Source organism: Pelagibius sp. CAU 1746 (genome assembly GCF_039839785.1).
Lineage (GTDB): Bacteria > Pseudomonadota > Alphaproteobacteria > Kiloniellales > Kiloniellaceae > Pelagibius.
On sequence record NZ_JBDOQT010000001.1, the window covers coordinates 1,464,710 to 1,484,099 of the forward strand.

Genomic DNA, 19,390 nt, shown 5'->3' on the forward strand with positions numbered 1-19,390 from the left:
GGGGATTATGAGCGACTTCCTCATGCCCTCGCTGGGCTCCGACATGGAGGCCGGCACCCTGGTCGAGTGGCTGAAGCAGCCGGGCGAGGCGGTGCAGCGCGGCGACGTCGTCGCCGTGGTCGAAACCCAGAAGGGCGCCATCGAGATCGAGTGTTTCCAGGACGGCGTCCTGGAGCAGTATCTCGTCGACATCGGCCAGACTGTGCCCGTCGGCACGCCGTTGGCGCGCATCCGCGGGGCGGGGGAAGCCGCGGCGCCGCCAGCGGAAAAACCGAGACCGGCGCCGGAAGCGTCCCCAACGCCCCTGCCGCTACCGGTGGCCCCGCCGCCCGTGGCGTCCAAGGCGGCAAGGACCAGCGGCGTCGCCGCCTCTCCGGCGGCGCGGCAACTGGCCGCCGAACGCGGCCTCGACCTCGCCGCCCTCGAGGGCAGCGGCCCCGGCGGCGCGGTGGTGCTGGCCGACGTGGAGGGCGCCGCGGCAGCCGGGCCGAAGCCAACAGCGAAAGCCGGCGGCTTGAATCTCGACGAGATGCGCAGGGCCATTGCCGCGGCCATGAGCCGTTCCAAGCGCGAGATCCCGCACTACTACCTGTCCCATGATATCGACCTGGCGGCGGCAACGTCCTGGCTGGAAGCGACCAACGCGGCGCGCGAGCCGGCGCAGCGCCTGCTCATGGGCGCGCTGTTCCTCAAGGCGGTTGCGCTGGCACTGAAGAAGCACAAGGCCTTCAACGGCTTCTATCGCGAGGGCGGCTTCGTGCCGAGCGCGGCGGTCCACATCGGCATCGCGGTCTCCATTCGCGGCGGCGGCTTGGTGGCGCCGGCGGTCCACGACACCGACACGCTCGGCCTCGACGCCATCATGGCGAAGATGCGCGACCTGGTGGCGCGGGTGCGCGCCGGCACGCTGCGCTCCTCGGAGCTGGCGGACCCGACGGTGACGGTCTCCAGCCTGGGCGAGCGCGGCGTCGAGGGCATGTACTCCATCATCTACCCGCCGCAGGTCGCCATCCTCGGTATCGGTAAGGTGACCGAGCGGCCCACGGTCGTCGGGGGGGCGGTTGACGGTAAGATAGCGCCGCGGCCGCTGGTCACCGTCACCCTGGCCGGCGACCACCGGGTGAGCGACGGCCACCGCGGCGCCCTCTTGCTGAACGACATCGACCGACTGCTGCAGGAGCCCGAAGCCCTATGACTCCAGACGAAGCGCGCCAGGTCTTCTTCGAAGAGCTGGGCAACATCGCCCCCGAGTGGGATCCGGCGGAGATCGATCCCGGCGCGGACATCCGCGAGGCCATGGACATCGACTCCATGGACCTGCTGAACCTGGTCATCGCACTCCACAAGCGTACCGGCATCGACATTCCCGAGGCCGACTACGCAAAGCTGATCACCATCGGCGGCGCCGTCGCCTATTTGAGCGCCAAGAGCGGCGGCTAGCCCCCGCTCATTGGGTCATACGGCCTAGCCCTCCAGGCGGCGCTTGCGGTCCTGCCACAGCTCCAGCAGTGCCAGCGCCGCGACCGTGGCGCCGAGCAGGAAATGCGCGAGGCGCAGAGTCCCGCCGTAGCCGAAGACCAGGGGCGAAACCACGACCCAGAGGCCGCAGGCGAACTCCAACACTTCTTCCCAGCGCTGCAACTGCATGACCTCCAGCAGCGCCAGCATGGTGATGAGGACGCCGGCCAGGCCGGCACTGATGGACACGGCCGCAACGGCATCCCCGGTGCCCAGGATCGGCGAGAGAACGATGAGCAAGCCGCAGCCGGCGGAGCAGAAGTCCTCCCAGCCGCGGTGCTCGGTGAGCCAGCCGTGTTTTATAGAAGTGGTCATGACATACCTCCTTCCAAGCTGTCTTGAGGGCGCTCGAGCGTCCGGAAGGAGGGGGGGCGGCGGTGCCGGACCACCCCATATTCGGGAGCTCGGACACCATCTTCGCCTAAAAGAGTAGGCCCGTCGCGGGGCGCGGGCAAGGTTTCTGTGCAGCCGCGATTCCGGCCGGCCCCGGCGGTTTTTCCGCAGTTCAGCGGTAGCGGGAGAGGATTTCGCTCTGGGTGCCGTCGGCGATGATGCCGATCAGTGCGCTCTGCATGCGGTCGACGATCTTGTCGGGGGTCTGGGGCGAACAGGCGATGGAGAAAATCTGCTCGTAGAGCACGGCGACTTCCTCGATCGGAACGCCCTCGCCCTGCAGCCGGCGGAAGAACGACTCGGAGACGGCCATGAGGTCGACGCGGCCGCTCAGCAGCTTCTTCAGGGTGAGGTCCAGGTCGCGCGCCAGGTCGATCTCGGTGAAGCCGGCGTTGCGCAGCAGTTCGACGGTGTAGTCGCCGGTCTGCGTGCCGGTGCGGTAGCCCGTCGCCTCGGCAACGCTGGAGGCTTCGATAGCGGAGCCGGCGGCGCGGATCAGCAGGGTGCGCTCGATCAGCAGCGGCTCGACCCATTTGAATTGCGTGTCGCGCTCCGCCGTGTGGGCGGTGGTGAAGACGCAGGTCATCGGCTTTTCCCTGGCCAGGCCGATGGCGCGCGACCAGGGCAGCAGTTCCATGTCGTAGTCGATGCCGCTGCGCTTCATGATCTCGCGCACCTGATCGGCCCCGAGGCCGAGAATCTCGCCGTCGCTGTCGAAGTTGAAAGGCGCGTACTGCTCGGTCGTCAGATGCAGCACGTCCTGCGCGCCGGCGGAGCCGGCAGCGAGGGCGGCAGCCAGCGCCGCAGCGAGGAAGGGCGGCGCGAAACCGCGAATGGCCCGGCGCATCCTGCATCTCCGTCAGTCAAAAGCGGGCGAGCCAAGACGGCCGGTCGGCCGAATAAACAAAAAGAATAAACAAATAAACTAATTGGCTCGAGTCCCAAGCTATACCGTATAAGTATGTCGCTTTGCGTAAAGATTCGTTTAAGGACAACGGGCTAGTGTCCGGTGGCCTCATTGCCCAGCAGGAACGTTTATTTGGTCTGTCACGGTCCGGATATTGGGCAGTGCTGTAGAATTCAGATCAACGGCCTGCATGCGACAGAAAAGCAAGAGACTCACCGGCACATCGATCCGCAACCGCATCGTCCTGACCGTGCTGGCGACGGTGGTCGTCGTGTCGATGGTCGGCACCGGCCTTTCCGGCCGCGAACATGCGGCGCGGCTGATGAGCGGGCTGAAGGCCGAATCCCAGATCCTCACCAGCGTTTTTGGCGACACCCTCTCCGACCCGCTGTGGGACTACGACTACGAGATGGTCCAGCAACGCCTGGAGCGCCTGGCGGCGACGGGGTCGATCGCCGGCGCGCGGGTCCTGTCGACCGATGGCGAGAAGCTGGCCGAGGTCATGATCGACGGCTTCCGCCCCGAAGATTCGAGGTCCGGGGAAAGGGGTGGCGTCCTGCTCTTCAACCGCGAGATCACGGCCGAGACCGGCGAAGCGGTCGGCACCCTGCTGGTTTGGGTGTCCACCGCCGGGGTAGCGGCGGAGGTTTGGAAGACGGTGCGCGCCGATGCGACGACCGCGGCGATTCTCGCGGTGATCACGGCGGTGGTCGTGTTTCTGGGCGTAAACCTGATCACCGGCTCCCTATCACGGATCACCGACGCCATGGTGCGCATCGGCGAGGGTGACCTGGATACCGAGGTGCCTTCCGGCGGGCACAACGACGACCTCAGCCGTATGGCCGCGGCGCTGGAGCGGCTGCGATTGAACGGCCTGCGCGTCGAACAGGCCGAGCGCGACCTGCGCCGCGCCAACGCCTACCTGGAAGAGCGTGTCACCGAACGCACGGCGGAATTGGAGAGCGCGCGTTTCCAGGCGGAGGAGGCCAACCGCGCCAAGACCGAGTTCCTCGCGAACATGAGCCACGACCTGCGCACGCCGCTGAACGCGATCCTGGGCTTCAGCGAAATCATGCGCGCCCGCGCTTACGGACCGCTGGGCGATGCCCATTACGACGAATACGTCGAGGATATCCACCACAGCGGTAGCCTGCTGATCGCCTTGATCAACGACCTGCTCGACATTTCCAAGGTCGAGGCCGGCAAGTACGAACTGGCCGAGGAGAACGTGGACCTGGACGCCCTCATCCAGAGCTGTATCCGGCAGGTGGCCGCGGCCGCCGAGGCCGGCGGGCAAGTCCTGTCCTCGACGGTCGCCCCCGACCTGCCGGCGTTGTGGGGCGACAAGCGCGTGGTCACGCAGATCTTCAACAACCTGCTGTCCAATGCGGTGAAGTTCACGCCGCAGGGCGGCCGCATCGAGGTCAGCGCCTGGACCGACAGCCGGGGACGCATCCTGGCCTCCGTCGCCGACAACGGCATGGGCATGACCGAGGAGGGCGTGGCCAAGGCCTTGCGCCCCTTCGAGCAGGCCCACAACGCCCGCGCGCGCGAGCACGCCGGCACCGGCCTGGGCCTGCATCTCTGCGACAACTTCATGCGCCTCTTCGGCGGCACCCTGGAGATCGAGAGCCGGGCCGGCGAGGGCACCACCGTCACCATCGCCTTCCCGGCCGAGCGCGCCACCGACGCCCGCCGCACCGCCTGAAGCCCCTGCTTCCGGGGCGCGCGCCAACTCCCTGGTACAAGCGCCGGATCTCTATCTGAAGCGCCAGGCCTCTACCTGAACCGCCACGCTTGGGTGCGCTTCAGCACGCCCTTGGAGATGGCCAGGTGGAGCAGGCGCGCCCCGGCGTTGGTGTAGAAGATCATCATGCCCATGGCCGCCGCCGGGGCGATGTCGCCGGCGTCGTTCATGTTGAGGACAGCGACCGAGGCCAGAGTGGTGGACGGCGAATAGAGGAAGATCACCGCCGAGACCGTGGTCATGGCGTTGACGAAGAGATAGATCGAGATGTCGAGGATGGTCGGCAGGCAGACCGGCACGGTCACCACCCGGAACAGCTTGGTGAAGGGCTGCTTCAGCGAGGCGGCGACGGATTCGAACTCCCGGTCCATCTGCTTCAGCGCCGTTACCGCGGTCAGGTGCGAGACGGTGTAGAAGTGGGTCACCGTGCAGATCACCAGGATCGCCATGGTGCCGTAGAGGAAGTTCAGGGGATTGGCCGGATTGTTGAAGAAGAAGATGTAGGCCAGCCCCAGCACCATGCCGGGGATCGCCATGGGCAGCATGGCCAGAAGCTGGAACAGCGAGCGCCCGGCCTCGAAGCCCTTGGTCTTCTCCACCATGTAGGCCCCGACGAAGACTACCGCCGTGCCGGCCACCGCGGTCAGCAGCGCCATCTGGATGGAGTTGTAGTAGGAATCCCAGCCGCCGCCGTCCATCAGGTCGAAGGCGTAGTTCTTGAGGCTGAGGCTCAGGTCGTAAGGCCAGAACTTGACCAAGGCGGCGAACTGGCAGACCGCCAGCAGGCCGAGGATGAAGACGGCGATGAGCCCGCAGTAGGCGAAGGCCAGCCAGTCGAAGCGCGGGTTGGGCTTGGGCTGGTAGGGCACCGAGCGGGCCGAGAGCAGGGCGACCTGTTTCTTCTGCACCTGGCGGTCGACGGCGAAGGCGATGAGCGCCGGCATGAGCAGCACCACCGAGACCACGGCGCCCATCTCGAAGTTCTGCTGGCCGATGACCTGCTTGTAGATGTCGACCGCCAGCATGTTGTACTGCCCGCCGATGACCTTGGGCAGGCCGAAGTCGGTGATCACCAGATTGAAGACCACGAAGGCGGCCGAAATCAGGCCGTAGCGCGCGCCGGGCACGGTGACGGTCCAGAAGATCTTCCAGCGGCTGGCCTTGAGGCATTCGGCGGCCTCGTAGAGGCGCGCGTCGGAAATCGCCAGCGCCGTGGTGATGATGATCATGGCGTGGGGGAAGGTGAAGAAGACCGACCCGATGAGAATGCCGATGGGCCCATAGATCGGTTCGCCCAGCAGCAGCCCCTTGATCATGCCCTGGTTGCCGAAGAGGTAGACCAGGCCGATGCCGGGCAGCAGCGAGGGCACCAGGATGGGCGCCAGCGCGACCAGGCGGAAAAAGCCCTTGAAGCGCATGCAACTGCGGTTCAGCGCATAGGCGAAGCCGAAGGCCAGCGTCACCGTGATGAGGGTGCTGAGCGCCGCGATGAAGACCGAGTTCTCGATGGACTGGAACAGCGCCGGCGTCGAGAAGTAGGTCGCGTAATTAGCGAAGCCGATGTCGCGCGACGGGCGCAGCATGACCCGGCGGAAGGTGTTGGAGTCCACCTCCTTCCATTGGGTGCCGGCAAAGCGCTCGGTCCCGACCAGATAGACCGCGTCGTCGTGGGTGCCCCGGATCTTGTACATGACCGGGCTGCGGAAGCTGAAGTCCGGGAAGAAGGAGGTCGCCGGCAGGCGTCCGTCGTTGGAGGTGGACAGGTCCTCCGGCGGCACGGCCTGCAGTTCGTCGTTCAGGGCGGCGGCGCTGACCGGCGGGCCGGCGAAGGCGCCCGCTTCGTCGCTGACCTGGAACTCGTAGGCCGTGAGGTCGAAGCTGTAGGTGGAGAAGGACTTCGACAGCATGGCGTAAAGCGGCAGGGCGATGGCGATCACCAGGTAGAGGGCGATTACCGCCATGAAACCGCGCATGATCAGGTCGTCGCGCCCCAGCCTGGGTTTGACGGGCCTGGGTTTGACGGGCTTCGTCTTGGGCGGCCGGCCGGCCGCCACCGCCTCAGACGTGCTCGCCATGGCTCTCTCCGGCACTCTCTCCCGCGGCAAAGGCGATGAGGCGCGAGGGCGGCAGCTCGATGGTCAGGGTCTTGCCTTCGCCGATCGACAGGCGCCGTACCGCGTTGATGGAAAAGTCGGCGTAGAGCACCTCGTCGTCCAGCGCCGCCCCGGTGAGGCGCGAGCGCCAGAAGGAGCCGAGGAACTCCATCTCGCCCACGGTCACTTCCAGCAGGCTGTGGTCGTCCTCGGCCTCGCGGAAGGCCGGCTCGTGCGGAACGATGTCTTCCGGACGGATGGTGGCGACGACCTTCTGGCCGGAGGCCAGCTCGCCGGTCTGGCCTTTCAGGCGCGTACGGCCGAGGGCCAGGCAGCCCGGCTCCGTGACGGTCGAGTGGATCTGGTTGGTTTCGCCGATGAAGTCGGCGACGAAGAGCGAGCGCGGCGCGCGGTAGATCTCCGTCGGGCTGCCGACCTGCTCGATGACGCCATGGTTCATCACCACGATGCGGTCGGCCATGGCCAGCGCCTCCTCCTGGTCGTGGGTGACCATAATGGTGGTGACGCCCAGCTTCCGCTGCAGCTCCTTGATCTGGTGGCGCAGGTGCACGCGCACCTTGGCGTCCAGGGCAGACAAGGGCTCATCGAGCAACAAGAGGCCGGGGGAGGTGGCGATGGCGCGGGCCAGGGCGATGCGCTGCTGCTGGCCGCCGGAGAGCTGCGCCGGGTATTTCTTGCGCTGGTCGGCCAGGTTCACCAAGTCCAGCAGTTCGGTGACCCGGGCGGCGACCTCGGCCTTGGGCTTGCCGAGGTTCTCCAGGCCGAAGGCGATGTTGCGCTCGATGGTCAGGTTGGGGAAGAGGGCATAGGACTGGAAGACGATGCCGAAGTCGCGCTGGGTGACCGGCAGGTCGGAGATGTCGCGCCCGGCCTGCTCGACGCTGCCGTAGCTCTGCAGGTCCAGCCCCGCGACGGCGCGCAGCAAGGTGGTCTTGCCGCAGCCGGAGGGCCCCAGGAAGCAGACGAATTCCCCCTCTTCGATGTCCAGGGAGATGTCCTTCAGGGCCGTGAAGTCCCCGAAGTTCTTAAACAGATTGCGGATGCGCAGATAGCTGGACAAGTAAACGCCTCGCCTTGCTCGAATTGGCTGCTTCGCCGCCCGTCTTTCGCCCGGCGCGCTGCGCGCCGGCCCCCGCGGGCCTTGCGGTCAGTATGCGGGAGGGGGCGTTGAAGCGGAAGAGGGCGCCGCAAGCGGCGCCCTCTCCAGGGGATTCAAACCGGGATCAGCCTTTGGGATCGGACTTCGAATCGTAGCGCTTCTGCCACTCTTCCAGGATCGCCGCACGGTTGTTGGCGGCGAACTCGAAGTCGTTGTCGATCATCTTGTCGACCAGGTTCTCCGGGAAGAACTCGACCGGCTTGGCCACGCCCGGCATGGCGACCACGGCATAGCCGGTGTTGTACATCTCGTTGGCCTTCTTGGAGATCGACCAGTCGACCAGGGTCTTGGCGGCCTCCAGCTTGGCGGTACCGGCGACGATGGCCGTGGCTTCCATGTCCCAGCCGACGCCTTCCTCGGGGACGACGATCTCCAGCGGTGCGCCCGCGGCCTTGGACTTGGCGCCGCGGAAGGCGAAGGATACGCCGATGGGAATCTCGCCCGCGGCCGCCAGCTTGCAGGGGGCCGAGCCGGAGTGGGTGTAGCGCGCGATGTTCTCGTGCAGCGCGTCCATGTACTCCCAGCCGCCCTTCTCGCCGAACAGCTGCAGCCAGGAGGAAACGTCCAGGAAGCCGGTGCCCGAGGAATTCGGGTTCGGCATGATGACGTGGCCCTTGTAGACCGGCTTGGTCAGGTCCTTCCAGGTCTTGGGCACCGGCAGGCCCAGCTTCTCGCCCTCGACGGTGTTGAAGCAGACCGAGGCCACCCAGGCGTCCATGCCGACCCAGGCCGGCGGAGTGCTCTTGTCGACGAACTTCTTGTCCAGCTTCTCGACGCCCTTGGGCGCATAGGGTTCCAGCATGCCCTCGGTCTTCAGCAGCAGCAGCGAGGTGGCCGCCAGGCCCCAGACCACGTCGGCCTGCGGATTGTTCTTCTCGGCCAGCAGCTTGGCCGTGACGATGCCGGTCGAATCGCGGACCCAGTTGATCTTGATGTCCGGGTGGTCCTGGTTGAAGGTCTCCGCGTAGCGCTTCAGGTCTTCCGCCTCGACGGCCGTATAGACCGTGAGCTCGACTTCCGCTTTCGCGGCCGCCGCGACCAGGAGGCTGGCCGCGGCCGCGGTCAGCAGAGTTTTCCGAAATGCCATGATTGTCTGTGCTCCCTGTTGCTAGCCGAACATCCGGTTTTCAAACCGGTTTTCCTTGGCAGTCTGTCGTCTCTTCGGGCGTTTCCCCCTGACCGCCGGCTTCATGGTGCCGCCACCTCTTGGGCTGCCGCTTGCGGGCCCCCGGCGGCCGTGTCGGTTTCCGATCGTTAGTGTGATCGGATGGCTACAATAGAGGAAATCTATTATTTTTATGAAATAAAAGATTTCACTGATATATGGATTTCTCAGCGGGTCAGCGTCAACACCAGGACTCCCGCGCCCACCGTGACTGCGGCGGCGAGGCGGCTGATCCAGGGGCGTTCGCGGAATATGACAACCCCGAAGAGAGCTGCGATGATGACACTCGACTCGCGCAGGGCCGAGACCATGCCCAGCGGCGCCAGGGTGTTGGCATAGATGACCAGGGCATAAGCGGCCACGGCGCAGAGGCCGCCCAGGTAGCCGACGCGCAGGGTGGCGCGCACCTCCGGAGTGAGGCGCGGCTTCAGGCGGACCAGGACGAAGAGGGTGACCAGGAACTCGGTGAAGAACAGCCAGCCGATGTAGCCGAAGGGGCTGGCGGAGAGCCGCACGCCGATGCCGTCGATCACGCTGTAGCTGGCGATGATCAGGCCGGTGGCGACGGCGGCCAGGGTCGAGCGCGGGTCGGGCACGCTGGGGCCCTTGGAGAAGAAGGCGAGCAGGCAGATACCGAGCGAGACCAGGGCGACGCCGCCCCAGCCGAAGGCCGAAAGCTGCTCGCCGGCGAAGATCAGCGCGCCGAGGGAGACCAGCAGCGGCGCGATGCCGCGCGAGATGGGGTAGACCCGCGAGAGGTCGCCCCACTTGTAGGCCATCGACAGGAAATAGTAGTAGCCGTAATGGGTCGTCGCCGAGGCGGCGATGTAGGGCCAGGAGGCCGGCTGCGGAGTCTCGAACCACAGCAGCATGATGAGGCCGACGGTGCCGTGGGTGCCGGCCACCGCGGCCAGCACCAGGGCACGCGCCCGGGTGCCCTTGACGATGGCGTTCCAGGTGGCGTGCAGCACCGCCGCGCTCAAGACCAGCGCAACAGCGAACTCAGACAATCAAAACCCTAGCTTCTTTTCGTCTACTCGTTTCGGCGCGGCTTCTGCGGCCGCCCCTTGCTTGAACATCTGTCCCGCGCCTCTGCACGGCAAGCGGGAAAGGCGGAGAAAAATTCTCTTCAATTGCTCTGCCACTTCTGGCTCAATGGTTGCGCCGAGGGGAGGCGCGTTTTGACCGAACAGATATCTGATCCGCAAATATGGCAGCAGCTCAGGCAACTGCTGCCTCTCGCGCTTCTTGCACTCGCTCTGCTCGCCTGGCTTGTGATCATTGTCAGCGCCCTGTGCATTCCCTTCAATGCCGTTCCCGGGACCTATCCGAAGGTCTTCAGCCTGCGTAACTGGTTCAAGCCGGACAGCTTCCAAGACTGGATGTTGCTCAATCGATTGAACGTGATCTTTTACAGCGACCTGCTGACGCCGAGAGGCAGGTTCTTTCGCAAGTGCCTCTTCGCTGCCGTTGCGACCTTCGTTATGTGCATCGTCCTGTTCTTCTTTCTGCTTCCGCCGGAGCGCGTTCACTGAAAGCCGATCCTTCGCCCCTCACCCCCAGGGCAGCGAGCCCTACCCCCACGGTAGAGAAAACGTCTTCACGTTGGTGTAGCTCTTGGCGGCCTCGATGACGCCTTCCTTGTAGCCCAGGCCGGAGTCCTTGATGCCGCCGAAGGGCGACATCTCGATGCGGTAGCCCGGCACCTCCCAGATGTTCACCGTACCGACCTTCAGGCCCTTGATGTAGGCCTGCATGCGGCGGAAGTCGTTGGTGCAGACGCCCGACGACAGGCCGAAGGCGGTGGAGTTGGAAATGCGCATCACCGCCTCGTCCTCGTCGGGCACGCGCACGATGGGGACGATGGGGCCGAAGGTCTCCTCCATCACCAGCTCGGACTCGTGCGGCACGCGGTCGACCACGATGGGCGGCAGCAGCGCGCCCTGGCGGCCCGGATTGTAGAGCACCTCCGCGCCGGCTTCCGCGGCGGCGTGGACGCGGTTCTCGAAAGCCTCGGCGGCCTGGGCGTGGATCACCGTGCCCAGGTCGGTGTCCTTGGCCATGGGATCGCCGAAGCGGATCTTCTTGGCGCGCTCCAGCACCAGGGGCACGAAGCGCTCGGCGACGCTTTCCTGGCAGAGGATGCGTTTGACCGCCGTGCAGCGCTGGCCGGAGTTCTTGGTCGCCCCGGCCACGGCCAGGTCGGCGGCCTTGGCCAGGTCGTCGTCGGTCAGGTCGTTGAGGATGATCAGCGGGTCGTTGCCGCCCAGTTCCAGCACCGTGCGCTTGTAGCCCGCCTTCTCGGCGATCATCTTGCCCACCGGCACGCCGCCGGTGAAGGTGATGAGCTCGATGTTGGGGTTCTGGATCATCTCCAGGCCGATGTCCTGCGGCCAGCCGGTGACCACGGAGAGCATCTCCGGCGGCAGGCCCGCCTCGTAGAGCACGTCGGCCAGGACCAGCGCCGTGAGGGGGGTGAGTTCGGTCGGCTTCACCACCATGCAGTTGTTGGTCATGACCGCCGGGGCGATCTTGTGCGCCACCATGTTGAGCGGGTGGTTGAAGGGCGTGATGGCCGAGATCGCCGTCAGCGGTTCGCGCGTGGTGAAGATCTTGCGTGCCTTGCCGTGCGGAGTCAGGTCGCAGGAGAAGATCTCGCCGTCGTCCTGGATGCACATCTGCGCCGACAGCGTGAAGACGTCGTAGGCCCGGCCCACCTCGTAGAGCGAGTCGGCCTTGGAGATGCCGAGCTCCAGGGTGATGAGATCGGAGATCTCTTCCTTGCGGGCGACCAGCAGTTCCGCGGTCTTGAAGAGGATCTGCTGGCGCTCGTAGCGGGTCAGCTTGGGCGTGTAGCTTGCGGCGATCTCGAAGGCCTCGCGGGCGTGGGCGGTGTTGCCCGCCGGCACCGTGCCGATGACCTCGTCCGTGTAGGGATAGCGCACCTCGATGACGCCCTCGGCGTCGACCTTGCGCCCGGCGATGCGCAGGGGTTCGTGGCGGGGGGAGGCTGCGAAGCTCTCGGCGATACTCATGGTACTGGGTTCCTTTACTCGGCCGCCGCGGTCTGGCGGGCCTCGACGTGGTTGAGGGCGATGTCGAAGGCGTCGAAATTGCGCAGGCGCCGGCCCTCGAGGCCGCCGACCGGGCGGTTGACGACCAGCGGCACGCGCTGCTCGCTGACCCCGCCGTGGGAGCGCAGCGGCACTTCCAGGCCGGAGAGGTCGTGCCTGTCGGGACTGGTGCCCACCGCGCGGGTCTTCTCGGTCACCACCACCAGCTCGCCGATGCGGTCGTCCGGCAGCTCGAAGAGCTGCGCCGCGCTGTCGCGGGTCAGCACCTGCTCGACGCCCTCCAGGCCCTCGATGAAGGCGGCGACGCTGCCCACGTCGGCCTCCTCGGGCAGGTAGACCGTGGCGTAGGAGCCCAGGGCCCCGTGATGGACCACGTAGGGGTCGGTGATCGGCAGGATGGTGCGCGCCTTGCCCGCGCCCAGGAAGTCGTCGAGCGCGCTCTGCAGGTACAGCACGTTGGGCGCGCCGTCGGGGCTGTGCTTGGCGTTCATGCCGTGGTCGGCGGTCAGCACGATGACGGCGCCGGCGGCGTCGAGCTGTGCGAAGTAGCCGTCCATCATGGCATAGAAGTCGTTGGCGCCCTCGCTGCCCGGGGCGTGCTTGTGCTGGATGTAGTCGGTGGTGGAGAGGTACATGAGGTCGGGCCGCAGGCTCTCCATCAGCTTCACGCCGGCGGCGAAGACGAATTCGGAGAGGTCGGCCGAGTAGACGCTGGGCACCGGCTTGCCGACCAGTTCCAGCAGGCCGTCGATGCCGTTCTCGGCGACCGTCGCCTCGTCGGCCTTCTCGGCGGAGAAGCAGACCGCCTCGCCGGCCTTCATGGTCAGGCCGTGGCCCAGCAGGCGGCGCAGCTTGTCCTTGGCCGTCACCACCGCGATCTTCGCGCCGGCCTGCTGAAAAGCCGCGAAAATCGTCGGCGCGCGCAGGTAGGCCGGGTCGTTCATCATGACCTCTTCGTCCTTGGCCGGGTCGTAGAAGAAGTTGCCGCAGATGCCGTGCACCTTGGGCGGCCGGCCGGTGACGATGGAGAGGTTGTTGGGGTTGGTGAAGCTGGGCACCACGCAGTCGGCGCGCAGGTCGGCGCCGCCCGGCAGCACGGACTTCAGCCAGGGCATGCGCCCGGCGGCCACGGCCTCTTCCATGTAGTCGGGCTCGGAGCCGTCGATGCAGACCACGACGACCGGCGCCTTGGGGAAGGCGTAGCTGCGGCCATTTACGGTTACCGGGGGGACGGTGATGGGGGCGGAATCGGTCATCGGGTGTCCTTTGTCTTGTCAGGCGACCAGCTTGGCGCGCTCGTCCATGGCGGCGGCCGGCGGCGTGGCGTCGTCGACGCCCATTTCCCTCAACGCCTCGGCGACGGCGCCCACCAGGCGGCGCATGACCGCCGCGTCCAGGCGGCCGATGCAGCCGATGCGGAAGGAGTCCACCACGGTCAGCTTGCCGGGGTAAATGATGAAGCCCTTGGCCTTCAGCAGGTCGTAGAAGGTCTGGAAGTCGAACTTCGGGTCGGCGGGGTTGAAGAAGGTGACGATGATGGGCGACAGCCAGCCGTCCTGCAGCAGGGTCTCGAAGCCCAGCTCGCGCAGGCCCGCCACCATGACGTCGCGGTTCTCGGCGTAGCGCGCGCCGCGCCCGGCAACGCCGCCCTCGGCCTCGTGCTCGGCCAGCGCCTGCAGGAAGGCGGCGACCACGTGGGTCGGCGGGGTGTAGCGCCACTGGCCGGTCTTTTCCATGTAGTCCCACTGGGCATGGAGGTCGAGGCTGAGCGAATGGCTGCGGCCCTTGGCGGCTTCCAGCTCCGCCTTCCTGGCGACGACGAAGCCGAAGCCGGGCACGCCCTCGATGCACTTGTTGGCCGAGGACACCATGGCGGTGTAGGAGATCTCCCGCACGTCCAGCGGCAGGGCGCCGAAGGCGCTCATGGAATCGATCAGCAGCTTGCGGCCCCTGGCCGCCACCACCTCGGCGATCTCGGCCACGGGGTTGAGGATGCCTGAGGAGGTCTCGCAGTGGACCAGCACCACGTGGGTGATGGCCGGGTCGGCCTCCAGGGCGGCGGCGACCTCGGGCCCGCGCGGCGGCAGGTAGTCGCCCTTGTCGATGACCCGGCAGGTGCGGCCCAGGATGTTCAGGGTCTGCACGATGCGCTGGCCGTAGGCGCCGTTCACCAGCACCAGGGCCTTGCCGTCGCGCGGCAGGAAGCTGCCCAGCATGGCCTCCACCGAGAAGGTGCCGCTGCCCTGCATGGGCACGCAGTCGTAAGCTCCTTCGGTATCGCCGGCGATATCCAGGAGGCGGCGGCGCAGCTCGGCGGTCATGGCGCGGAAATCGCCGTCCCAGGAGCCCCAGTCCTTCAGCATGCAGCGCTTCACGCTGGCCGAGGTGGTCAGCGGGCCGGGGGTCAGCAGGTAGGGCTCGCCGCAGGCGGGCGGCTCGCACACAGCGGGTTTGGGGGGCACGGCTGCGCCGCTGTCACGGGTCATCAGCGTCGAACTCCTGAAGGGGGAGGGGCCCGGATGGGCCGGCGGCCGGTGTCGTCCCGGCCTCGGCGGGCATCCTGGGCGCTCCTGATATATCTGTAAAATCGTTATTTTGTATAAGTTGGATAGGTTATGCTGATGGGTCGAGTGGACGCTTTTCTGACCGCCCCCTGGCGGAGAACCGGAGCCGGAGAGCCTTGCGCTACGTTCAACTGCGGGCCTTTCACTACGTCGCCATCTGCGGCGGCTTTTCCCGCGCCGCCGAGGCGCTGTGCCTGACCCAGCCGGCGATCTCCGACCAGGTGCGCAAGCTGGAGGAGGAATATGACGTCATCCTCTTCAACAGGCACAAGAAACAGGTCAGCCTGACCAAGGCGGGCCAGCAGCTGTTGGAGATCACCCGGCGCATGTTCGAGGTGGAAAAGCAGGCCCTGGAGCTGCTGTCTGAATCGCGCGCCCTGCGCTCCGAGTCGCTGCGCGTGGTGGCGGACTCCGCCCACCACATGCTGCACATCCTGGGGCGCTTCCGCGAGCGCTACCCCGGCATCGCGATGGTGGTCAGTTCCGGCAACTCCGAGGAGGTGATCGCCCAGCTCTACGACTACGAGGCCGAGGTCGGTATCCTGGGGGAGGTCCCGGAGAGCCGCGACTTCGAGGTCATCAAGCTGAGCTCCACCCCGCTCATCGCCTTCGCCAACAAGGATCATCCCTTAAGCCGGCGCAAATCGATCACCCTGGCCGAGCTCGCCGAGCAGATGCTGGTGCTGCGCGAGCGCGGCTCCAAGACCCGCCAGAGCATCGAGGCGGCGGCGCGCGGGCGCGGGCTGACCCTAGCGCCCTCGATCGAGGCCGAAGGCCGCGAGGCGGTGCGCGAGATCGTCGCCACCGGCGGCGGCGTCGGCGTGGTCTCCGCCGCCGAGTTCGGCCAGGACTCCCGCCTGGTGCCGGTTCGCCTCTCCGACTGCGAGGTGCTGATGGACGAGGCCCTGGTCTGCCTGCGCGAGCGCGCCGGCGGCAAGGTCATCAGGGCCTTCTTCGACACCGCCCGCGAGGTCGCCGCGGCCGGATGATCCGGCCCGTTCCGGGATACCGCTCGTCGCAGTTGCCGCCAAGCCGGCGCACCGCTTCTCAGGCGTGCTGCGCCGGGACATCGCCGTTGCGGCGGCACAAATCGATTGCCAGCCGCCGCGAATGAATTGTAAGTTTTCTTACATATAACTGTAATAAATCGTTCGCCCGTCTGGAGCCACAGCGCGCGGCATCAGGCGCTGCGGAAAAAAAGAGGTGGGCCTGCAGAGGAATGCCAGGGAGGAAGTCATGAGTTCCAGATTTTTCGCACTGATCGCCGGTCTCGGCCTGATGTGCAGCGCTTTGCTTTTCCAGGCGTCGACGGTTGAAGCCGATGAGTGCAAGAACCGCGGCACGCTTGACGAGATCTACTGCGACGAAGACGGAGATCTTGTTGCGGATGCCCCGACGGACCCGTCCAAGTGGCGCGATCCGTCGACCTTGGTCTTTACCTACACGCCGGTCGAGGACCCTGCCGTGTACCGGGATGCTTTCAGGCCGTTTCAGGATTACCTGGCAGAGAAAACCGGCAAGAAAGTCATTTACTACACAGTGCAGTCGAACTCCGCCGAGATCGAGGCGATGCGTTCCGGCCGCCTGCATGTCGCCGGCTTCTCCACCGGCCCGACCGGCTTCGCAGTCAACCTTGCAGGGGCCGTGCCGCTTGCCGTCAAGGGCACCGAAAGCGAGTTCCAGGGCTACAACCTGATCGTCATCGTCAAGACGGATAGCCCCTACCAGACACTGGCCGATTTGAAGGGCAAGAAGGTCGCGCACACGTCGCCGTCGTCCAACTCGGGCAACTTGGCGCCGCGCGCACTCTTCCCGGATCAGGGGCTGGTGCCGGAACAGGACTATGAGGTGCTCTACTCCGGTAAGCACGATCAATCCGTGCTTGGCGTCAACAGCGGTGACTATGACGCGGCGCCCGTCGCTTCCGACGTGTTCACGCGGATGGTCGAGCGCGGCGTCGTCAAGGCTGAGGACTTTCGGATCATCTATCGCAGTCCGAAATTCCCGACCTCTTCGTTCGCCTATGCCCATGACCTCAAGCCCGAACTCGTCCAGCAGATCCGCGAGGCCTTCAGGGATTTCCGATTTACCCCGGAGATGCAGGAAACTTTCGGCGGTGCGGATCGCTTCTTCCCGATCACCTACAAGCAAGACTGGGCCGTGATTCGTCAGATCGCCAAATCGATCGGCGAGGAATATGACCGCAAGGGGCTCGACGCCATGGCCAAGAAAGAAGCTGAAAAAGCGGCCAAAAAGTCGAACTGATGGACGGAGAAAACGGCGGCATGTCGTCGCAGATGGGTTCGCGGGGCCTTGGCCCCGCGGACTCCGCCGGTCTGCCGGCGCATTCGATGAGCATACACGGCCTGGTCAAGGAGTACGTGCCCGGCGTGCCCGTTCTCAGGGGCATCGACCTCGACATCGAGGGCCTGGGGATGACCGCCATCATCGGTCCGTCCGGCACCGGCAAAAGCACGCTTTTGCGTTGTATCAACAGGCTTGTGGAGCCCACCCAAGGCTCCATCGTGTTCGAGGGCGAGGATATCACCCGCCTTGGCCGCGCCAGATTGCGCCGGGCGCGGCGCAAGATCGGCATGGTGTTCCAGGAGTACAACCTGGTCGAACGTTTGACGGTGGTCGAGAATTTGCTGTGCGGGCGGCTCGGCTACGTGTCGCCGTTTAAGGCTTGGCTCAGAAAGTTTCCCCAAAGCGACGTCGACCGCGCTTTCGACCTGCTTGACGCAGTCGGGCTCGGCAAGTTCGCATATCAACGCGCAGATGCCCTTTCCGGCGGCCAGCGCCAGCGGGTCGGCATCGCCCGGGCACTCATGCAAACACCGCGTATCCTGTTGGCGGACGAACCGACGTCGTCGCTCGATCCGAAGACCTCGGTCGAGATCATGGACCTGATGTCTCAGCTTGCCGGCGAGCGGGATATTCCTGTTGTCGTCAACATACACGACGTCACCCTCGCCAGCCGTTTCGCGCGACGCATGATCGGCATGTCGGGCGGGCAGATCGTCTTCGACGGCCCGCCAAGCACGATCACCGACCAGCACCTCAAGCAGATCTATGGGGGTGAGGACTGGCTGCAATGACGGCGACTGCAGAGAAACCTGCGCGGCGCAATCCGTTTCCGACCAATTGGCGCTCACGGCTGCTGTGGGGGCTGGTTCTGGCTTATGTCGTTTATGCGTTGAGCCTGATCGACATCAGCGCTCAACGGGTTTTCGATGGCTTGGGACACGGAGCGAACATGCTGGGCCGCATGGTGCCGCCCAACTTTTCGCGCTGGAGCCTGCTTTTGGAAGGCCTCGTGGAGAGCCTCGAGATTGCCATCCTGGCCTCTTCGATCGGTATCCTTTTGTCGCTGCCTATCGGCTTCCTGGCCGCACGCAATATGATGCCCCCCTGGGTGACCTGGCCGGCCCGGGCGCTGATCGCGCTATGCCGCTCGTTCCATCCGGTGATCGTCGCCATTCTGTTCGTGAAGGCCGTGGGTTTTGGCGCCCTCGCGGGCATCCTGGCGTTGATCGTTGCGTCAATCGGCTTCATCGCCAAGCTGTTCGCCGAGGCGATCGAGGAGATTTCGCTAAAGCAGGTGGAAGCGGTGCGTGCGACCGGGGCTCCCTTTGGCAACGTTATCATCTTCAGCGTGGTGCCCCAGGTGCTGTCGCGTTTCATCGGTTTTTCGACCTATCAGGTCGATTCAAACCTGCGGAATTCGACCATGGTCGGTATCGTCGGGGCCGGCGGCATCGGTGGCACGCTGTTCTCGGCCTTCCAGCGTTTCGACTATGACTTCGTCGCGGCGATCCTGATTTCGCTGATTGCTATTATCATGGTCGGAGAATACCTCAGCGGTTGGGTCAAGGAAGTTTTCAAGTGAGCGGCGCTGCTTCTCCTCTCGAGCACACGCGCCGGCGTCTCGAGCGGCATACTCCGATAGAGCGTTTCTCCCGTTGGCTCATTCTGTTCGTCACAGTTGCCGCAATCGTCGTATCGATCCGCCACGTCGAGGTGATTCCCGAGTTTCTCTACGACGCGCCTTCGCAGATGCTGGACCTGCTGCACCGGCTGTGGCCGCCGGACCTTTCCTATTACCGGGAAGGTGTCCACGACGCGCTTATCGAGACGTTGCATATCGCCAGCCTCGGCACTCTTCTGGCGCTGATTCTGGCGGTCCCGGTGGCGCTGTTCTCGGCGCGAAACATCACCGCCAATCCGATTCTGAACTTGCTTGCGAAACTGGTGCTGGTGTCCTCCCGCTCCGTCAACTCGCTGGTCTGGGCACTGCTCTTCGTAGCCGTGTTCGGACCGGGGACCTTGGCGGGTGTGCTCGCCATCGCCTTTCGCTCCGTCGGCTTCGTCGGCAAGCTTCTCGGTGAGGCGCTGGAGGAGGCGCATCCGGGCACCATCGAGGCCTTGGTCGCGACCGGCGCCCCGCCGGCAAGTGTGCTGCTCAAGGGGTATTGGCCGCAGGTTAAGCCGGCGCTTTGGTCGATCGCCTTGTTCCGCTGGGACATCAATGTCAGAGAATCCGCCGTCCTTGGCCTGGTTGGCGCCGGCGGCATCGGGGTTGCCCTCGACCAGGCTCTGGACACCTTCTACTGGGACAAGGTGTCGACCGTTCTACTCAGTATCTTCGCCGTCGTCATCGCGGCGGAATTGATCGTGACGCAGATCCGCAAGCGAATCATCTGATTTCCCCAGCCTTGCCTGCCCCGTCGTCGTCCCGCGGCTTGGCGT

18 protein-coding genes are annotated in these 19,390 nt (G+C 65.6%); 9 read left to right on the forward strand and 9 right to left on the reverse strand.

Annotated features, from left to right (window positions below):
* The first annotated feature begins 7 nt into the window (after window positions 1-7).
* Complete coding sequence (locus AAFN88_RS07030) at window positions 8-1,195, forward strand: dihydrolipoamide acetyltransferase family protein (protein WP_347519345.1); 1,188 nt, start codon at window positions 8-10, stop codon at window positions 1,193-1,195.
* Window positions 1,192-1,440 carry a phosphopantetheine-binding protein gene (locus tag AAFN88_RS07035; RefSeq protein WP_347519346.1) on the forward strand — a complete coding sequence of 83 codons (249 nt, stop codon included), beginning with the start codon at window positions 1,192-1,194 and terminating at the stop codon, window positions 1,438-1,440. The genes AAFN88_RS07030 and AAFN88_RS07035 overlap by 4 nt, the downstream gene beginning before the upstream one ends.
* Window positions 1,441-1,464: 24 nt before the next feature.
* Here AAFN88_RS07035 and AAFN88_RS07040 read toward each other — a convergent pair whose 3' ends face one another.
* Together AAFN88_RS07040 and AAFN88_RS07045 are read right to left on the reverse strand one after the other, a co-directional pair.
* Window positions 1,465-1,833, reverse strand: a complete 369-nt coding sequence (locus tag AAFN88_RS07040) for an SPW repeat protein (protein ID WP_347519348.1) — start codon at window positions 1,831-1,833, stop codon at window positions 1,465-1,467.
* A gap of 190 nt (window positions 1,834-2,023) precedes the next feature.
* Entirely contained in the window at window positions 2,024-2,758 is a 735-nt protein-coding gene (locus tag AAFN88_RS07045; protein WP_347519351.1) for a transporter substrate-binding domain-containing protein, read from the reverse strand.
* A 250-nt stretch (window positions 2,759-3,008) separates the two neighbouring features.
* Between AAFN88_RS07045 and AAFN88_RS07050 the strand changes: the two genes are divergently transcribed.
* A complete protein-coding gene (locus tag AAFN88_RS07050; RefSeq protein ID WP_347519352.1) occupies window positions 3,009-4,526 on the forward strand; it encodes an ATP-binding protein in 1,518 nt (505 codons plus the stop codon).
* Window positions 4,527-4,597: 71 nt separating this feature from the next.
* Here AAFN88_RS07050 and AAFN88_RS07055 read toward each other — a convergent pair whose 3' ends face one another.
* The 4 genes from AAFN88_RS07055 to AAFN88_RS07070 all read right to left on the reverse strand — a co-directional run bounded on the left by AAFN88_RS07055 (window position 4,598) and on the right by AAFN88_RS07070 (window position 10,013).
* A complete protein-coding gene (locus tag AAFN88_RS07055; RefSeq protein ID WP_347519353.1) occupies window positions 4,598-6,640 on the reverse strand; it encodes a putative 2-aminoethylphosphonate ABC transporter permease subunit in 2,043 nt (680 codons plus the stop codon).
* The gene (locus AAFN88_RS07060; RefSeq protein WP_347519354.1) at window positions 6,624-7,739 is read right to left on the reverse strand and encodes a putative 2-aminoethylphosphonate ABC transporter ATP-binding protein; all 1,116 of its coding nucleotides are present in this window, start codon (window positions 7,737-7,739) and stop codon (window positions 6,624-6,626) included. Before AAFN88_RS07060 ends, AAFN88_RS07055 begins: the two co-directional genes overlap by 17 nt.
* A gap of 163 nt (window positions 7,740-7,902) precedes the next feature.
* Window positions 7,903-8,925, reverse strand: a complete 1,023-nt coding sequence (locus AAFN88_RS07065) for a putative 2-aminoethylphosphonate ABC transporter substrate-binding protein (protein WP_347519357.1) — start codon at window positions 8,923-8,925, stop codon at window positions 7,903-7,905.
* 245 nt (window positions 8,926-9,170) lie between these two features.
* Entirely contained in the window at window positions 9,171-10,013 is an 843-nt protein-coding gene (locus AAFN88_RS07070) for a DMT family transporter (RefSeq protein WP_347519359.1), read from the reverse strand.
* A 171-nt stretch (window positions 10,014-10,184) separates the two neighbouring features.
* On the opposite strand from AAFN88_RS07070, the gene AAFN88_RS07075 reads away from it, so the two are divergent.
* Window positions 10,185-10,538, forward strand: a complete 354-nt coding sequence (locus AAFN88_RS07075; protein ID WP_347519360.1) for a hypothetical protein — start codon at window positions 10,185-10,187, stop codon at window positions 10,536-10,538.
* Window positions 10,539-10,577: 39 nt separating this feature from the next.
* On the opposite strand, the gene phnY is transcribed toward AAFN88_RS07075, so the two are convergent.
* From phnY to AAFN88_RS07090, 3 genes are read right to left on the reverse strand one after another with little or no spacing between them, the layout of a single operon-like run.
* The gene (phnY, locus tag AAFN88_RS07080) at window positions 10,578-12,038 is read right to left on the reverse strand and encodes a phosphonoacetaldehyde dehydrogenase (protein ID WP_347519362.1); all 1,461 of its coding nucleotides are present in this window, start codon (window positions 12,036-12,038) and stop codon (window positions 10,578-10,580) included.
* Window positions 12,039-12,052: 14 nt separating this feature from the next.
* A complete protein-coding gene (gene phnA, locus AAFN88_RS07085; protein ID WP_347519363.1) occupies window positions 12,053-13,333 on the reverse strand; it encodes a phosphonoacetate hydrolase in 1,281 nt (426 codons plus the stop codon).
* Between the two features lie 18 nt (window positions 13,334-13,351).
* Window positions 13,352-14,563, reverse strand: a complete 1,212-nt coding sequence (locus AAFN88_RS07090; protein WP_347519364.1) for a 2-aminoethylphosphonate--pyruvate transaminase — start codon at window positions 14,561-14,563, stop codon at window positions 13,352-13,354.
* 194 nt (window positions 14,564-14,757) lie between these two features.
* Between AAFN88_RS07090 and AAFN88_RS07095 the strand changes: the two genes are divergently transcribed.
* From AAFN88_RS07095 to phnE (AAFN88_RS07115), 5 genes are all read left to right on the forward strand, one after another.
* The gene (locus tag AAFN88_RS07095; RefSeq protein ID WP_347519366.1) at window positions 14,758-15,630 is read left to right on the forward strand and encodes a LysR substrate-binding domain-containing protein; all 873 of its coding nucleotides are present in this window, start codon (window positions 14,758-14,760) and stop codon (window positions 15,628-15,630) included.
* A gap of 247 nt (window positions 15,631-15,877) precedes the next feature.
* Complete coding sequence (phnD, locus tag AAFN88_RS07100; protein WP_347519368.1) at window positions 15,878-16,906, forward strand: phosphate/phosphite/phosphonate ABC transporter substrate-binding protein; 1,029 nt, start codon at window positions 15,878-15,880, stop codon at window positions 16,904-16,906.
* Window positions 16,906-17,739, forward strand: a complete 834-nt coding sequence (phnC, locus tag AAFN88_RS07105) for a phosphonate ABC transporter ATP-binding protein (protein ID WP_347519370.1) — start codon at window positions 16,906-16,908, stop codon at window positions 17,737-17,739. The genes phnD and phnC overlap by 1 nt, the downstream gene beginning before the upstream one ends.
* On the forward strand, window positions 17,736-18,530 hold the full coding sequence (gene phnE, locus AAFN88_RS07110; RefSeq protein WP_347519372.1) for a phosphonate ABC transporter, permease protein PhnE: 795 nt from the start codon (window positions 17,736-17,738) through the stop codon (window positions 18,528-18,530). Before phnC ends, phnE (AAFN88_RS07110) begins: the two co-directional genes overlap by 4 nt.
* Window positions 18,527-19,345 carry a phosphonate ABC transporter, permease protein PhnE gene (gene phnE, locus AAFN88_RS07115; RefSeq protein WP_347519374.1) on the forward strand — a complete coding sequence of 273 codons (819 nt, stop codon included), beginning with the start codon at window positions 18,527-18,529 and terminating at the stop codon, window positions 19,343-19,345. The genes phnE (AAFN88_RS07110) and phnE (AAFN88_RS07115) overlap by 4 nt, the downstream gene beginning before the upstream one ends.
* Window positions 19,346-19,390 lie beyond the last annotated feature (45 nt).

What these genes read in the sequence shown, in the direction of transcription:
- AAFN88_RS07045 (WP_347519351.1), bottom strand. Translation starts at nt 2,758, where the DNA reads ATGCGCCGGGCCATTCGCGGTTTCGCGCCGCCCTTCCTCGCTGCGGCG.
- phnE (WP_347519372.1), top strand. Translation starts at nt 17,736, where the DNA reads ATGACGGCGACTGCAGAGAAACCTGCGCGGCGCAATCCGTTTCCGACC.
- AAFN88_RS07065 (WP_347519357.1), bottom strand. Translation starts at nt 8,925, where the DNA reads ATGGCATTTCGGAAAACTCTGCTGACCGCGGCCGCGGCCAGCCTCCTG.
- AAFN88_RS07035 (WP_347519346.1), top strand. Translation starts at nt 1,192, where the DNA reads ATGACTCCAGACGAAGCGCGCCAGGTCTTCTTCGAAGAGCTGGGCAAC.
- AAFN88_RS07090 (WP_347519364.1), bottom strand. Translation starts at nt 14,563, where the DNA reads ATGACCCGTGACAGCGGCGCAGCCGTGCCCCCCAAACCCGCTGTGTGC.
- phnY (WP_347519362.1), bottom strand. Translation starts at nt 12,038, where the DNA reads ATGAGTATCGCCGAGAGCTTCGCAGCCTCCCCCCGCCACGAACCCCTG.
- phnC (WP_347519370.1), top strand. Translation starts at nt 16,906, where the DNA reads ATGGACGGAGAAAACGGCGGCATGTCGTCGCAGATGGGTTCGCGGGGC.
- AAFN88_RS07040 (WP_347519348.1), bottom strand. Translation starts at nt 1,833, where the DNA reads ATGACCACTTCTATAAAACACGGCTGGCTCACCGAGCACCGCGGCTGG.
- AAFN88_RS07055 (WP_347519353.1), bottom strand. Translation starts at nt 6,640, where the DNA reads ATGGCGAGCACGTCTGAGGCGGTGGCGGCCGGCCGGCCGCCCAAGACG.
- phnA (WP_347519363.1), bottom strand. Translation starts at nt 13,333, where the DNA reads ATGACCGATTCCGCCCCCATCACCGTCCCCCCGGTAACCGTAAATGGC.
- AAFN88_RS07050 (WP_347519352.1), top strand. Translation starts at nt 3,009, where the DNA reads ATGCGACAGAAAAGCAAGAGACTCACCGGCACATCGATCCGCAACCGC.
- phnD (WP_347519368.1), top strand. Translation starts at nt 15,878, where the DNA reads ATGAGTTCCAGATTTTTCGCACTGATCGCCGGTCTCGGCCTGATGTGC.
- AAFN88_RS07030 (WP_347519345.1), top strand. Translation starts at nt 8, where the DNA reads ATGAGCGACTTCCTCATGCCCTCGCTGGGCTCCGACATGGAGGCCGGC.